The organism is Afifella sp. H1R (genome assembly GCF_021462425.1).
Lineage (GTDB): Bacteria > Pseudomonadota > Alphaproteobacteria > Rhizobiales > Afifellaceae > Afifella > Afifella aestuarii.
The window spans coordinates 1972690-1988073 of sequence record NZ_JAKEDY010000001.1; the positions used below are offsets into that span (position 1 = coordinate 1972690).

Below are 15384 nucleotides of genomic sequence, written 5' to 3' on the forward strand. Positions count from 1 at the left end.
GCGACATACGAAAGCCCGCAGATGCGAGAGAGCTCGGTCGCAAGAAGCCCACGCTCCCGCCGCCGCAAGGCGCGCACCGAACCTCTGCCGCCCATGCGCCTGGGTGCGGGCTTGCAAGTGCTCGCTGCTCTTCTTTGGCTCCCGCAGGCCGCGTTGATCGCCCTCGTCATCGGCGATCTGGCCGGTCAGGGCCCCGCGCCTGAGGATTTCAGGCTCAACGTCGCAACGGCCGCTTTGGCCGTCGCCACACTCGGCATCGTCCGAGCACTTCTCGATGGCTATGCCGGCCGCCTCTGCTTCCGGCACGCCCGCCAGATCCTCTCCGAGCGGCGGGCCAAGGCCGCAAAAGCCCTCGCCGCACGCTCGCCCCTCGATTCCGGGCGTCCCGCCTCAGGCGTGGCGGCCAGCATTCTCGGCGAACAGGGCGAGGCGATCGTGCCCTACCTCTCCCGCTATCGTCCCGCACGCCTCAAGGCCGTGATCGTGCCGCTCGCGATCGTCCTCACCGTCTTCCCGGTCTCATGGGCGGCAGCGATCGTCCTTCTGATCGCTGCCCCTCTCATTCCGGTCTTCATGGCGTTGATCGGCTGGCGCGCCCAGGCCGCGAGCGAAGCGCAGCTTGCCGGGCTCGGCGACATGAACGGCTTTCTCCTCGACCGTCTGCGCGGCCTTGCAACCATCCGCGCGATGGGCGCAGTCGATGCCACGGCCAGGCGCCTGCGCCAGGAGGCGGAAACCCTGCGGGCGCGCACCATGGCGGTTCTCAGGATCGCGTTTCTTTCCTCCGCCGTTCTGGAGCTCTTCGCCGCGCTCGGCGTCGCCATGGTGGCGGTCTATATCGGCTTCCACCTGCTCGGCCAGCTTCCCTTCGGCGCCTGGGGCGGCCGGCTCAGCCTCGGCGAAGGACTCTTCATCCTTCTTCTGGCTCCCGCCTTCTTTGAGCCTTTGCGGGATCTGTCCAGCATCTGGCACGACCGGGCTGCGGGCGAGGCCGCCCTGAAGGCGCTCGACGATCTCTCCGCAATGGACCTCACCCTCCTGGATGCGGATACCGATGACGCAGACGGCGATCAGCGAGACGGCGCGCGCGCACCCGCACCGGCCGTGCGTCTTGAAAATCTCTCCTTCGCCCATGCCGGAGCGGAGCAGGCGGCGATCGAGGACTTCTCTCTCTCAGTCGCGGCGGGCGAAAAGATCGCCCTCTTCGGGCCGAGCGGCTCCGGCAAGTCGACACTTCTTGCTCTGATCGCCGGGCTTGCACCCGCGGATGGCGGCTGCGTCCGCATCGCAGAGCAACCTCTGGACAAGACCAACGCCGGATCGCTGCGCCGTCAGATCGCCTGGATCGGCCAGACACCGCACATTTTCGCCGGCAACCTCGTTTCCAATGTCACGCTTCACCGTCCCTGGATCGGTGGCAACGAGGCGCGCGGGGCTCTCGCCGCGGCCGGCCTCTCCCACATCCTTGAAGGCCGCGACGGCCATCTCGGCGAAGGCGGCTCAGGCCTCTCCGGCGGAGAGGCCCTGCGTGTGGCACTGGCAAGGCTGACGGCGGATCCCGGCATCTCGCTCGTTCTCGCCGATGAGCCGACCGCCCATCTCGACAGCGAAACCGCCGAAAACATCGCCAACCATCTCCTCGCCTTCGCCAAAGGCCGCACCCTGATCGTGGCGACCCACGACCCGCTTCTGGCGCACCGCATGGACCGCATCGTCTATCTGCCGAAACAGGCCATGAGGGCAGTGGCATGAAGGTCGTGGCATGAGAGCGGCCTGGACCGATCTTCGTCCCGTTCTCGCGGTGCTCCTCGCCGAGCGCCGGCCCATGCTGGCGGCGGGCGCTGCCCTTGCCGCCGTGACGGTTCTCGCCGGCGTCGGCCTTCTCGGCCTTTCCGGCTGGTTCATCACGGCAACGGCGATCGCCGGCCTCTCGACGGCCACAGCCCTCGCTTTCGATGTCTTCGCCCCCGCCGCCGCCATCCGCTTCCTGGCGATCGCCCGCACGGCCGGCCGCTACGGCGAGCGGCTGACCACCCATGAAGCGACCCTGAGCGCGCTCGCCGCCTTGCGCGAAAAACTCTTCCGCGGCTGGGCCCCGGCCGGCGCGGCACGGCACCTTCTGGAACGCCCGGCACGGCTTCTTTTCCGCCTGACGGTCGACATCGACGCGCTCGATTCCGTTTATTTGCGCATCCTAGTGCCGTTCCTGGCGGCGTTCGCCGCGGCAGCTGCCACCGGCCTCGTTCTCGCCGCGCTCAACCCCTGGCTCGGCCTCGCCGCCTTTCTCTGGCTTGCCGTCCTCGGCCTCGTCATTCCCCTCAGAACGGCCGCAGCCGCGCTCCCTCCTGGGCTGCAACGTGCGCATCTCACGGAAGCTCTGCGAGCGCGCACCATCGATCTCGTCGCCGGCCAGACCGAACTCGCAATGGCCGCGCGGCTCACTGCCCAACGCCGGACCATCGAACGCACAGATGAACGTCTTGTCTCAACCGATGAGCGTCTGAACCGCATCGAGACGAGCGCCTCAGCCGCTTTCGGCATTGCCGGCGCCCTGCTTCTTGCCGGCACGCTCTATGGCGCGGCGCGCCTTGCCGAGGCGAACGAGATCGGCGCGCCAGCGGCAGCCCTTGCGATCCTCGTCGTCTTTGCGGCCGTCGAACCTTTTGCCGCCCTCAAACGCGGCGCCGTCGAGCTCGGTCGCACACGGCTTGCGGCACGCCGTCTTGCACCGCGCCTCGAGACAGATCCCGCAGCGCCGGCACGATCGACATCCATGCCGCAGAAGGGGGAAGCGGCGCGCCTGAAGTCCGTCGATTTCCGTTACCCCGGCGCGAAAAGGCTTTGCCTGAGCGACATCTCGCTTGCCCTCGCGGAAGGCGAAACCCTCGCGATCGTGGGGCCGAGCGGCGCCGGCAAATCGACGTTGCTCGCGCTCCTCGCCGATGAAGCCACACCTGAAGCGGGCGACATCGCGCATCTTCCCGCCACGCTTTTGACGCAGCGCACGGAGCTTTTTCAGGACACCCTCGCCGGCAATCTTCAGATCGCCGATCCTGACGCGAACGAGGCGAGGCTTGGGCGCACACTCGAGGCCGCTGGCCTTCGAGCGGATGTCGAAGCTCTCCCCTCAGGTCTCGAAACCCGGCTCGGCGAAGGCGGGCTCGGCCTTTCCGGCGGCCAGGCACGGCGCCTCTCGCTGGCGCGTCTTTTCCTGCGCGACACACCTCTTTGGCTTCTCGACGAGCCGACCGAAGGTCTCGATGGCCCGACCGCGCGCGAAATCATGCGGCGCCTCAACGGCCAGAGACGCGGCCGCAGCCTCGTCATCAGCACACATTTGCGGCGGGAGGCGGAGATCGCCGACCGTCTCGTCATCCTGGAACAGGGGCAGATCGTTGCGGCCCCGCGGCGCAACGAACCGGGTTTCGAGCAGGCGCTCGAAGCCCTCCGTCCCGATTAGGAGCGACGCGGGATCAACCGCCGGCCTCGCACCCGATGGAGGCCGGCAGAGAAAGGAGACCGGGCAAACCGGTTACCGCCGATGGAACTCGACATTGTAGATCTATCGCGCCTGCAATTTGCGTTGACGGCGCTTTACCACTTCCTTTTCGTGCCCCTGACCCTCGGCCTCTCCATCATGCTTGCCATCATGGAGACGGTCTACGTCATGACCGACCGCCCGATCTGGCGGCAGATGACGAAGTTCTGGGGCGTGCTCTTCGGCATCAACTTCGTCGTCGGCGTCGCGACCGGCATCGTCATGGAATTCCAGTTCGGCATGAACTGGAGCTATTACAGCCACTATGTCGGCGACATCTTTGGCGCGCCTCTCGCCATCGAAGGTTTGATGGCGTTCTTCCTGGAAGCGACCTTCGTCGGCCTCTTCTTCTTCGGCTGGGACAAGATGTCGAAGCGCGGCCACCTCACCGCGACCTGGGCGGTGGCCATCGGCTCCAACCTCTCCGCCTTGTGGATCCTCATCGCCAATGGCTGGATGCAGAACCCGGTGGGTTCGGCCTTCAACTTCGACACGATGCGCATGGAAGTGACGGATTTCTACGCCGTCCTTTTCAACCCGGTGGCGCAGGCGAAATTCGTCCACACCGTCTCCGCCGGCTATGTGACGGCCGCCGTCTTCGTGCTCGGTGTCTCCGCCTGGTATCTCTTGAAGGGGCGCAATATCGCGCTGGCCAAGCGCTCCATGGCGGTCGCGGCCTCCTTCGGCCTCGCCTCGGCCCTTTCCGTCGTCGTCCTTGGCGACGAGAGCGGCTACCTGTCGACCGAGCATCAGAAAATGAAGCTCGCGGCGATCGAGGGCATGTGGAAGACCGAACCCGCTCCCGCGGCCTTTACGGTCGTCGGCATCCCCGACCAGGAAGACCGCGAGACGCATTACGCCGTGCATATTCCCTGGGTGATGGGTCTCATCGGCACGCGCTCGATCAACACCGAGATCCCCGGGATCGAGGAGCTCGTCGAACTCGCAAAGGTCCGCATCCGGCAAGGCATTACGGCCTTCGACGCCTTGCAGCAGATCCGCAGCCTGCCACCGGGTGACACGGTTCCGGGCAACCTCCGCAAAACCTTCGAGGACAACGGCCAGGAGCTTGGCTACGCCCTTCTTCTGAAGCGCTACGTCGAAGATCCGCGCAATGCCAGCGAGGAAGAGATCACCAAGGCGGCGTGGGACACGGTCCCGGGCGTCCTGCCGCTCTTTTGGACCTTCCGCATCATGGTGGGCCTCGGCTTCTTCTTCATCCTGCTGATGGGCGTCTTCTTCGTCTTGTCGGCCCGGCACACGCTGGACAAGCGCCGCTGGCTCCTCTGGGTGGCGGTCTTTTCCATCCCGCTGCCCTGGATCGCGGCCGAAAGCGGCTGGTTCGTCGCCGAATTCGGGCGTCAGCCTTGGATCATCGAAGGCGTATTGCCGACCGCCGCGGCCGTCTCGGACCTCGGCGCCAGCACGGTCTTGATGACCATCATCGGCTTCGTCCTCATCTACACCACCCTCTTCATCATCGAGATGGGCTTGATGCTGGCGGCGATCCGCAAAGGGCCAGATTCTGAGGAAGAGCCTGAGAGCCCGGCCATCTCCTCCCACGCCGTACCGGCGGAGTGACAGCTATGATCCTTCACGAACTCATCTCCTACGATGTCCTTCGCCTCATCTGGTGGGGGCTCCTCGGCATCCTATTGATCGGCTTTGCCGTCACCGACGGCTTCGATCTCGGCACGGGCACGTTGCTGCCTTTCGTGGCCAGGAACGATCTGGAACGACGCGTCGTCATCAACTCCGTCGGCCCGGTCTGGGAAGGCAACCAGGTCTGGCTGATCCTCGGAGGCGGCGCGATCTTCGCCGCCTGGCCGCCGCTTTATGCGGTGTCCTTCTCCGGCTTCTATCTCGCCATGTTCGCGATCCTGTTCGCGCTCATCTTGCGGCCGGTCGGCTTCAAATACCGCTCCAAACGCGAGAGCCCCGCATGGCGGCGGAACTGGGATTGGGCGCTCTTCATCGGCTCGTTCGTACCGGCGCTCATCTTCGGCGTCGCAGTCGGCAACGTCCTTCAGGGCGTTCCCTTCCGCTTCAACAGCGATCTGCGCATCTTCTACGAAGGGACATTTTTCGGGCTGCTCAATCCTTTTGCGCTTTTGTGCGGTCTCGTCTCCGTCTCGATGCTCATCATGCATGGCGGCGCCTGGCTCGTCTTGAAGACGCAAGGTGACGTGCGTGAGCGCGCCCGCAACTATGGAAGCATCGCCGCAATCGCGACGATCGCCCTCTTCGTGCTTGCCGGCGCCTATATCTGGGCATTCGTCGACGGCTACCGGATCGTCGGCTCGATCGATCCGACCGGTCCTTCAAACCCGCTCGTCAAATCGGTCGAGATGGGAGACGGGATCTGGCTCGGCAATTACGAGACCTATCCCTGGATGATGGCGGCGCCGATCCTCGGCATCGTCGCGGCCTTCCTGGCGCTCATCCTGCTCAGGATCCGCCTGGAAGGTCTCACCGTGATCGTCAGCGGCCTTTCGATCGTCGGCATCATTTCGACCGTCGGCGCGTCGATGTTTCCCTTCATCCTGCCATCGTCGCTCATGCCGAAGGCGAGCCTCACCGTCTGGGATGCCTCGTCGAGCCACCTCACGCTCTTCATCATGCTCGTCGTCACGGCGATCTTCGTGCCGATCATCCTTGTCTACACCACCTGGGTCTACCGGGTGCTGTGGGGCAAGGTCGATGAGGACGAAATCAGCGGTGGCAAGAGCCACGCCTACTAAGCGACAGGAGGAGATTGAGATGTGGTATTTCGCCTGGCTTCTCGGCCTGCCGTTGGCCGCGGCCTTCGCCGTCCTCAACGCCATGTGGTTCGAACTCATGGAAGAGGATGAGCGCCACGAGGCGCATTCGCCCCAAAAACCGGCCGCCGAGCGACCGACCCAAGCCTGAAAGCGTGTCCTCCCGGCGGCGAACCGCCGGGAGGACACTCGCGCCTGCCGGCCATCATCCCGAAACGCTCGCGCCCGATCCCCCTTTTGAGAAGACGCTTGCGTAAGGAACCGCCGGCTCAGCCCGCCCGGCGGCGGCTCGGCTTTCCCGGGCTCAGCTTTCCCGGAAGGCGCGGCCCATACTGTCTCTCACCGGCTTCGTGATGTAATCGAGGAACGTGCGCGAGGCCGTCTCGATGAAGATCTCCGCCGGCATGCCCGGCGTGATGTGCAGCTCCTGCGCCTGTGCCAGATGCTTGTCGTCGAGCAGAACGCGGACAAGATAAACGTCCTTGGGATTGTCCCGATCTTTGCCGCGGATCGTATCGGCGGAGACATAGATCACCGTGCCGGTGAACGCCGGCGTCGTTCTCCGATTGAAGCTCGTCAGGTTGACGGTCGCGGCTTGCCCGAGCGCCACATCGTCGATGTCCGACGGCTTCACCGGCGCCTCGATGATGAGATCCTCGTTCTCCGGCAGGATCTCCAGAATGTCTTTGCCGCTCTCGATGACGCCGCCGATCGTATTGTAGTTGAACTTGACGATGATACCGGCGACCGGCGAGCGGATCTCGACGCGGCCGAGAACGTCCGAGGCTGCGGCCAGCTGCTCGCGGATATCGTCGAGGTCGCTGTTGACGGTCTGCAATTCGTCGCCGGCCCGCTGCCGCGTTTCCTGGCGAAGCTGGGCGATTTCCGCCTGATGGCGGGCAATCTGGCTTTTAAAATCGCCTTCGTCGCCCTCGAGTTTGCCGACCATGCCCCGCGCTTCGGCGATCACCCTGTCCATTTCGAACAGACGGCTCAGCGGCAACAGGCCTTTCTCCTGAAGCGTGGCCTTGCCTTCGCGCTCCTTGAGGATGAGACGGAGCTGCTCGGAAACGGCGGCCTTCTGGGCTTCCACACCCTTCAGCCTTTCGCGCAGCGCCTGAATGCTGCCTTCGACGATGTGCTCATTGCCCTTCAGCTGCGCCAGCGCGGCATCGAAGAGGCGCCTTTGCATATCCTGGATCTGCTCGATCTCTTCGCGATCCGCGTCGTTCAAACGGACATCGCGGAAAACCAGCGCCTCGCGCCCGGCCGCCTGTGCCGAGAGCCGGTCGCTCGCCGCCTGCAGACGCGCCAGCCGGATCGACAGGCGCCGCGCATTGGCCCGCGGAGCAACGGAATCGAGAACGAGCAGGGTCTGGCCGGCATCGACCCGGTCACCCTCCCGCGCCCGGATTTCGCGAATGATCCCGCCTTCGAGATGCTGCACCAGCTTGTTCTGGCCGGTGGACACGAAGGTGCCGCTCGCCACGACGGCAGCGGCGAGCGGTGCCGTCGCCGCCCAGCCCCCGAAGCCCGCAAACGCGAGCCCGATCACAAGGGCGCCGGCAAGAGAGGCCGACGCGATGGAGCGAGGAACGGGCGCATACCATTCCTCCAGCGGGTAGTCTCCGCCAGCTTTCTTGCTCATGCCTGGTCTCCCCTCACCTCTCCGCCGGGCGCACCCCCGGGCCCGGGCTTCTTCGGACCGGCGAGAGCCTGCAGCATCGCCTGCCGCTCACCGATCGCCTGAACGGTGCCGTCCTTCATGACCATGATCTTGTCGACGCACCGCAGAAGTGCCGTGCGCTGGGTAATGGCGATAACCGTCGTGCCGACCGTCTTCGCCTTTTCGATCGCCTGGGCGAGCGCCTGCTCGCCGGCCGTGTCGAGATTGGAGTTCGGCTCATCGAGGATGACGAGACGCGGATTGCCGAAGAAGGCGCGGGCCAGGCCGATGCGCTGCTTCTGGCCTCCGGAGAGCGGCGCGCCATCGCCCGCGATCATGGTCTCATAGCCCTGCGGCAGCGACGCGATCAGCTTGTGCACCCCGGCGAGAGAGGCGGCCTCGAAGATCATCTCGTCCGTCACATCCTCGCGCATACGGGCGATGTTCGCCTTGATGGAGGCGGGAAACAGCTGAATGTCCTGCGGAAGATAGCCGATATTCTCGCCGAGCTGCCGCGGATCCCAGTTCTTCAGTTCCATGAGATCGAGCCGCACGCTTCCGGCCGTCGGCACGATCGATCCGACCAGCATTTTGCCCAAAGTCGACTTGCCGGCGCCGGAATCCCCGATGATCGCCAGGGTCTCACCGGGCTCCAGGCTGAAGGTGACGCCGTTCAGAATGACCCGCTTGTTGGGCGGCGGCACAAAGAGCACACGCTCCACATCGAGGCGGCCCGTCGGTTGCGGCAGTCTGAGGCGTTCCACATTGAGCGGTGAAGTCCGAAGCAAGGCGGCGATCCGGTCATAGGCCGCGCGGGACTGGATATAGGTGCGCCATCCCTCGATCGTGCCTTCGACCGGTGCGAGCGCGCGGCTCGCAATGATCGAGGAGGCGATCACCATGCCGCCCGTCAGCCGCCCGTCGAGTGCCAGATGCGCGCCCCAACCGAGCATGGCGATCTGGGCAAAGAGGCGCACCCCCTTGGACACGCCGGTGAAGAAGACGTTGCGATCCTGCGCCGTCACCTGGTGGCGGAGCGAGTTGGCATTCGCACGTCCCCACATGCGCACGGCCTCCGGGATCATGCCGAGCGCATTGATGATCTGCGAATTGCGCGACAGGGATTCCAGGTTGAGGTTGGCCATCGTCAGATGCGCATTGGCTTCCGCGAAGGGTTTCGCCGTGATCTGACGGTTGATGAACGCAACGGCCATCAACAGCACGATCGACGTGCAGACGATGAAACCGAGATGCGGGTGGACGAGGAAAACCGCCAGAATGAAAATCGGCGCGAGCGGCGCATCGAGCATCGCCAGAAGCGTGCCGCCAGTGACGAAGTTGCGGATATGCTGGAGATCCCCCAGCACCTGATAATCGCGACCGCTTCCCCCGAGCGCGGAACGCGCCGCCGCACTCAAAATGGGCGAACTCAGCCGCGTCTCGATCTCCGAGGCGGTGCGCATCAAAATGCGCCGGCGGAAAACGTCGAGAAGCACCTGCCCCACGATCGCGCCCGCCGTGATCAGCGTGAGCATGACGAGCGTATCGACCGAGCGGCTGGTGAGAACGCGGTCGGCGATCTGGAAAAGATAGATCGGCACGGCGAGAACGAGAACGTTCATTGCGATCGTAAAGACGAACACAACCAGCATGTTCGTCTTCACTTTCGCGACCGTCAGCGCGAGCGCCTGGCGGAAATTCGGCTGCGAGACGCGCTCCTGCATCTTCGGCCGGCCATCGGAACCGCCGCCTCCTCCACCGCTGCCACCGGACGGCGGCGGTGGCTTGCCGCCACCTCCCTTTTGCACGGGCAGCTCGGCGCGCTCGTTCTTTTCGATCTCGATCACCGGCGCAAAGGGGGGAGATTTCGCCTTTGCAGGTTCCGGCTCCCGGAACTTCGTCGGATTGGCGTCGTCGAGCTTTCCGGTGCCGCGCCCCTCCCGCTCCTGCGATGGTGGCGCCGACGAAGGCCTTGTCTGAGGCGCCTCTCCACGAGGAGGCTGCGGGCGAGCTTTCGCGGTGGAAGCCAAGGCAAGATCGTCGAGCTGCACCGCCCTCGGAAGACCCTGCCACGAAGCTCTCGGCTCTTTCGTCTTCCCATGCAGCCGGGGCGTCCTTGCGGCCAGCGCGACCACACGAAGAATGTCCTCTTCCATGCGTGTGATCGCCGCCTGGGCTGCGGGCGTCATCTGAAGGCTGCGGGACCGTGAGGCGTCAGACGAGGCGGGCGCCGCGGCCTGCGGCTGTTGCACAGAAGCGCGCTTGCGCGCGCTCGCAGCATCCTCGACGACATCGCCGGCGCTGCCTCCACCTGACATTTCCGTAGACATCAACTTCATGGTTCACCCGAAAAAGCTCGCCAGGCCGTCGCCCGGCATGTCGTATGAGTGGGATGCAAAACCGCCCTCCTCGTCAGGCACATCGATGTCGGGGCTCGTGAAGGCGATCACTTCCGGCGCAAGCTTCGCCGTGTCGAAAACGGACATGTTTCCTCTCGGAACGAGGTCCGCCTGCGCGAGAATGGAATCGGAATAGTAGTCGCCGCCGAGGAAGCGCACGGAACCGGCCGTGTCGTAGTCGATGATCTGGCCCGCATTGACGACCGCGTTGCCGCCGGTCTCGATATGCCAGGGCACGTCCGTCCCGGATTTGTTGACAAGCTCGGCCGCCGTCTGCCGCGCATAATCGACGGTGTCGGCATCGGAGAGGATGGTCGTCTGTTTGAGATGCGTGAGCTCGACCCGGTCGCCGGTCACGTAGAGGATGCGCAGATGCGAGCTGCCGAGAAAGTCGAGCGGCTCGCCGAGGGAGCGGTCGAAGGTCTCCTCCCCACGACCGAAGGCGGAGACGAGATCCGACATCGTCTCCGACACAGGCCGGAAATCGGTTCCGCCGACATTCTGGATGGAGGCAAAGTTGTAGAGGAGATTTCCAGAGCTCGCGATGCTGCCACCGGCCGCCGCCCCGGGCGCGATGTAATCATTGTCGAGAAGGATGCTCACCTGGTCGATGTAGTTTCCTTCGTAGACGCTGCCGCCGAAGATGATGACATCGTAGAAATCCTGGAGGGCCGTAAAATCGACGGAGCCGTATGAGACGTTCCCGCCCGTCTCGATCGCCGTATCCTCGCTGACCGAAGTGAGAACGACCTGATCGTCATCCAGGACGACACGGATCTGTTCGATGAAACGGGAGGTGACGAGGTCGCCGTCGATGACATCCACCTCGTAGTCGTAAGGCACAAAGTAGCCGGCGGGATCGGCGGGTCCGGGGGGCACACCTTCGCTGCGATCGAAAACAGCGACATTGTAGGCATCCGTGTAAGAGCTGCCGGCGCCATCGAAACCGGCCCCGGCCGGGCGCTCGTCGACATCGAGATGCACGGTCAGCTGATTGATCGCATTCGTTTCGTAATAGTCGCCCATGACGATCGTCGTGCGGGCAAACGTGTCGGCCTGCAGGACCGTCGCCTCGTTGACGACGGTGTTGTGGCCGAGGTCGATCTCCGCCGTCACCGCCACATCATGGGGATCTTTCGGCGCTTCGCCGACCTCGTCCTCACCGAGACCGAGCCGGTCGAAAATCTCGTCGGCCGTCGGGTAATCGAGGGACGGCTGCCCGTTCACGTAAGCGCCGTCATGGCCGGTCACTGGCCCGGCACCTTCCGGATCGTGATAGGCCGAGGGGAGAAGCGCCTGGCGGATCTCTGCGGGATTGTGCAGCCCGCCGGTCTCACCGTTCCAGGTGTCCGGTAAGACTTCCCCGCCGGGGTTCTCCGCGCGCCAGACCTCTTCCCGCCAGATCTGCGCGGCATCGATCATCGTCTGCAGGTCCTCGCCCGCATCGGGGACGAAAGAGACCGGGTCCACCCCATCGACCAGCGAGAGTTTGTCGCCGTCGTCGAGCACAGCGTGCTGACGCGCGATCCCGAAGCTTGAATCGACGGCCTCGTTGTAGACCGCCCGCACATCCGGCTCGACGAAGGCGCCGGGCGCGCTGACGCTCGCCGGTTCGCCAGGGCGCATGAAAACCGGGCCGCGATCGCTCAGAAAGACAGGATCATACCCATCGCCCGACGGCACGGGCGCCGGATGATGTCCCGCCGGATCGACCGACACGGACGGATATCCGCCAAGCCGCAGCGAAACGCCGTCCCCGCCCGCAGCTCCATCATCCGGGGCCACATTGACAAGCGTTCCCGGCGCATCCGGGTTCAGCTCAACCGGGCGACGCCCGAAATCGAAGTCGGGATGCTCGATGCGGAACTTCGCGGTCTCATCGACCGGTTCGAAGAACCCCATGAATCTGGATATGGCTTCTGCGACGGCATTGGCACGCACGGCGCGGCTCCGAGATTCTGACCGAGTTGAGGCAGAGAGAGCCGCGACATGGCGCGGCTCTCAGTGTCAGTGTCGCTCGAAGTTCGAGTCTCCTCAGCCTTCGAACACCATTCAGCTGGCTCGGCTGATCAGGCGTCGTCGCCCGCGATATCGCCGTCGTCGGAACCGCCCACGACGCTCGTATCGATGCGCGCATACTGCGTGTTGAGGCCGGTCTCGATCGTCTGGCCGAACGCGGAGAGATTGGCCGAAGCATCGGCAGAGGCCGTCGCATTGGCACCGACATCGCTGTCGCCGCCGACGTCTCCGACGCCCACACCGGAATCGGCCCAGCCGCCATCGATGCACCCGGCATCCTGGCTGACGGAAGCCCAGCCGCTGTTCGAGACAGACGGGCTCATCACCAGATCGTTGTCCGTGAGGAGCTGATCCTGCAGACCGCTGAGGACGTTACCATCTCCGCCGACGCTCAAGATATCGTCGATACGGCCCTGGAGCCCGTCGAGATCGACGAGATCGCTGTCGTCCAGGCAGTATTCGTTGAACGTCTCGGTATGCGAGCTGGCATTGAAGGAATCGGTCAGCGTGTGGTTGCCGACATTGTCGATGTTGACGCCGAGCGTGTTCCCGCTGTTCGTCGTGTTGACATCGTCATCCGACCAGTTGGTCGTGTTTTGCTCGGTGTAGCTCAGATTCTTCGAGATATTGACCGAGGAATTGCCGGAATCTTCCACATCGACGTCGACCGTCTTCGACACCGTGTTGGTGTTGTCGCTGCCGACCGACACGTCCTTGTCCACGGAGAACGAGGAGGTGTTGAGGGAATCGACCACCGCCACGTCGATGTCGTCACCGGCATCGTTGTCGTCGAAATCGAGACCGTCCTGATCGTCGATGTCCTGGTTGTCGTCATCCGAGAGATCGTTGCCGCTCATGAAGGACGAGTTCAGATTGCTCTCGGAGCCGTCGACGAAATTGTGGCTGCTGTCCTGGAATGCACCCACAACGCCGGCGCTGGTGCTGCCGGTGTTGTTTTCTTCGGCTGCCGGGGGAGCCGGATTGAAGTTGAACATAGCGTATTCCTTTGAAAGTCGTCGCTCGCGCAGGCAAAGCCGGTGCGTTTAGGGCCATGCCCGCAAGCGGATGTTGAAAGAATGCGTGTCCGGCCGAAGCCGTGAGCATGCGATCAGGTGTCGTCGCCCATGATGTCGGAGTCCGCGCTGCCGCCGACCACATCGAGATTCATGCTGGCGTACTGGATGTTGCCGCCCATGCTGATGCTCTGGTCGAAGCCGCTGAGGTCCGCGAGAGCGTCCGCGCCGGCATTGGCGTTGCCGCCGACATCGCTGGCACCGTCGACATTCCCGACGCCGGAGGCCGCGTCCGCGTAGCCACCGTCGATATTGTACGCCGCCTGGTCCAGATGACCGTTGTTGGTGACGGTCGGATTGGCGATGAAATCGCTATCCATCATCGTCTGGACCTGGTCGAGCGAGAAGACGTTGCCGTCTCCACCGAGCGACAGGAGATCATCGACATTGCCGCAAAGGCCGTCGATGTCGACGAGGTCGCTGTCGGAGATATGCTCCATCTTGGTATGGATATCGGTGTCCGACCAATTGCCGACGTTGTCGATCTTCTCGTTGAAGCTGTCGGTGACGCCGACACTGGCCGTGTTGTTGCTGCCGGTCGTGTTCACGTCATCGTCGGAGTAGTTGAACGTGTTGGTCGACGAGGCGTTCGAATTGAGGCTCGAGGAGAACGTTTCGTTGCCGACATTGGAGACATCGACCGTCGTATCCGACGTGTAGGTCGATTCATTTCCACTGAAGTAGGATTCGTCGGTGTCGATATCCGTCGTGCTCGAATTGCCGGAGCCGAGGACAGCGACGTCGATGTCGTCGCCACCGTCGTTGTCGTCGATGTCGACAACGTCCTGATCGTCGAGATCGAGATTGTCGTCGTCGCTCGCATCGTTGTTGCTGAGAACGTCGAAATCCTGGTTCGTCACGGACGCATCGACGCCGTTCCCCCAGCTGTCCTGGAATGCGCCGGCAACGCCGGCATTGGCGAATGCCAGATTGTTACGGTCAGTAGCCATTTTCACTTCCCTCTGGTCGAGAGACCGCCGGGGACCGCAACCCGTCATCTACGCGGATTGAACGGCTTCAACAGCCTCTCGCGTTGGTCGGAGCCCTGGTGGGCCCGGTTGCCGGAACATCCAGCAACTGCACCAATGGTGAGCGACGCAGGGGCAAATTGTCTCTCAGGAAATTCCCCGTTTCCGCGTAAAAAATCCTGACACGACAGAGTTATTCCTATACAGATAACAGGCATTACCCTAAAGCGCGTCAGGAATAACCTGACAGGGCGCCTTCTATGCTGCATTGACTTTGAATCTGGATGACGCCGACCTTAACCTCTGCGAGATAAACTCAAAGAGGTTCATCGGTGGACGAGACCTATCCGGCAGACGGCGCCGCAGCCGATTCGCGCCTTCCGGAGCCACCCACCTTCCAGGCGTTCTCCGCCCCGCCCCGAGGTTTGCAGGAGCGGCGGATGCGCATCTTCGCCACCATCGGCAACCTGGTGCTCAACTGGTCGAACAACGAGAGCCTGTTCGTCCACGTCCTCATGCTGCTGATGGAAACCGACCACCCGACCTCGGTCATCGTCTTCGGAACGCTCAACACCACGCGGGCGCGGCTCGATCTCGTCACCCGGCTGGCCAAGGCCAAGCTTCGCGATGAAACCATCGCCAAGAGGTTGAAGCTTCTCGTGAAACGCTTCGAAGCGGCGACGAAGCTGCGCAACGAGCTCAATCATTCCATGTTTGCGGTCGATCAGCTCGGCGAGATCACGCACACAAACCTGATGCGGATCGAGGAGAAGCGGGGCCGCATCTATTTCGGACGCGAGCGCCCGCTCGATGACCAGCGCCTCGACGAGATGAACGAAGCGGCGCGCGAGATGACCGAGCTCAACCGCGACCTCTGGCAATTCCTCCCAGAGCTCGAACGCCATCTGCGGGCAAACACGGAGAAAAACTCCAGCGGGCCTCCTCCCTCCCCTGACCGATGA

General features: G+C 63.8%; 11 protein-coding genes. 6 read left to right on the forward strand and 5 right to left on the reverse strand.

Going from position 1 to position 15384, the window contains the following annotated elements; translation table 11 throughout:
• Nucleotides 1–21 precede the first annotated feature (21 nt).
• The 5 genes from cydD to cydX all read left to right on the forward strand — a co-directional run bounded on the left by cydD (nt 22) and on the right by cydX (nt 6448).
• Complete coding sequence (gene cydD, locus L0F51_RS09405) at nt 22–1752, forward strand: thiol reductant ABC exporter subunit CydD (protein WP_234628915.1); 1731 nt, start codon at nt 22–24, stop codon at nt 1750–1752.
• A gap of 10 nt (nt 1753–1762) precedes the next feature.
• The gene (locus tag L0F51_RS09410; RefSeq protein ID WP_234628916.1) at nt 1763–3460 is read left to right on the forward strand and encodes an amino acid ABC transporter ATP-binding/permease protein; all 1698 of its coding nucleotides are present in this window, start codon (nt 1763–1765) and stop codon (nt 3458–3460) included.
• 81 nt (nt 3461–3541) lie between these two features.
• Entirely contained in the window at nt 3542–5119 is a 1578-nt protein-coding gene (locus L0F51_RS09415) for a cytochrome ubiquinol oxidase subunit I (RefSeq protein WP_234628917.1), read from the forward strand.
• Between the two features lie 5 nt (nt 5120–5124).
• Nucleotides 5125–6279 (forward strand): cytochrome d ubiquinol oxidase subunit II, encoded by a 1155-nt coding sequence (gene cydB / locus L0F51_RS09420; protein WP_234628918.1) that lies wholly within the window; start codon nt 5125–5127, stop codon nt 6277–6279.
• Between the two features lie 19 nt (nt 6280–6298).
• Nucleotides 6299–6448, forward strand: a complete 150-nt coding sequence (cydX, locus tag L0F51_RS09425) for a cytochrome bd-I oxidase subunit CydX (protein WP_234628919.1) — start codon at nt 6299–6301, stop codon at nt 6446–6448.
• Between the two features lie 153 nt (nt 6449–6601).
• On the opposite strand, the gene L0F51_RS09430 is transcribed toward cydX, so the two are convergent.
• From L0F51_RS09430 to L0F51_RS09450, 5 genes are all read right to left on the reverse strand, one after another.
• On the reverse strand, nt 6602–7945 hold the full coding sequence (locus L0F51_RS09430) for an HlyD family type I secretion periplasmic adaptor subunit (RefSeq protein WP_234628920.1): 1344 nt from the start codon (nt 7943–7945) through the stop codon (nt 6602–6604).
• Complete coding sequence (locus L0F51_RS09435; RefSeq protein WP_370642384.1) at nt 7942–10281, reverse strand: type I secretion system permease/ATPase; 2340 nt, start codon at nt 10279–10281, stop codon at nt 7942–7944. The genes L0F51_RS09430 and L0F51_RS09435 overlap by 4 nt, the downstream gene beginning before the upstream one ends.
• Before the next feature lie 24 nt (nt 10282–10305).
• On the reverse strand, nt 10306–12264 hold the full coding sequence (locus L0F51_RS09440; RefSeq protein ID WP_234628922.1) for a hypothetical protein: 1959 nt from the start codon (nt 12262–12264) through the stop codon (nt 10306–10308).
• 167 nt (nt 12265–12431) lie between these two features.
• Nucleotides 12432–13376 carry a hypothetical protein gene (locus L0F51_RS09445; protein ID WP_234628923.1) on the reverse strand — a complete coding sequence of 315 codons (945 nt, stop codon included), beginning with the start codon at nt 13374–13376 and terminating at the stop codon, nt 12432–12434.
• Between the two features lie 113 nt (nt 13377–13489).
• Nucleotides 13490–14404 (reverse strand): hypothetical protein, encoded by a 915-nt coding sequence (locus L0F51_RS09450; RefSeq protein WP_234628924.1) that lies wholly within the window; start codon nt 14402–14404, stop codon nt 13490–13492.
• A 350-nt stretch (nt 14405–14754) separates the two neighbouring features.
• On the opposite strand from L0F51_RS09450, the gene L0F51_RS09455 reads away from it, so the two are divergent.
• Nucleotides 14755–15384 (forward strand): hypothetical protein, encoded by a 630-nt coding sequence (locus tag L0F51_RS09455; RefSeq protein ID WP_234628925.1) that lies wholly within the window; start codon nt 14755–14757, stop codon nt 15382–15384.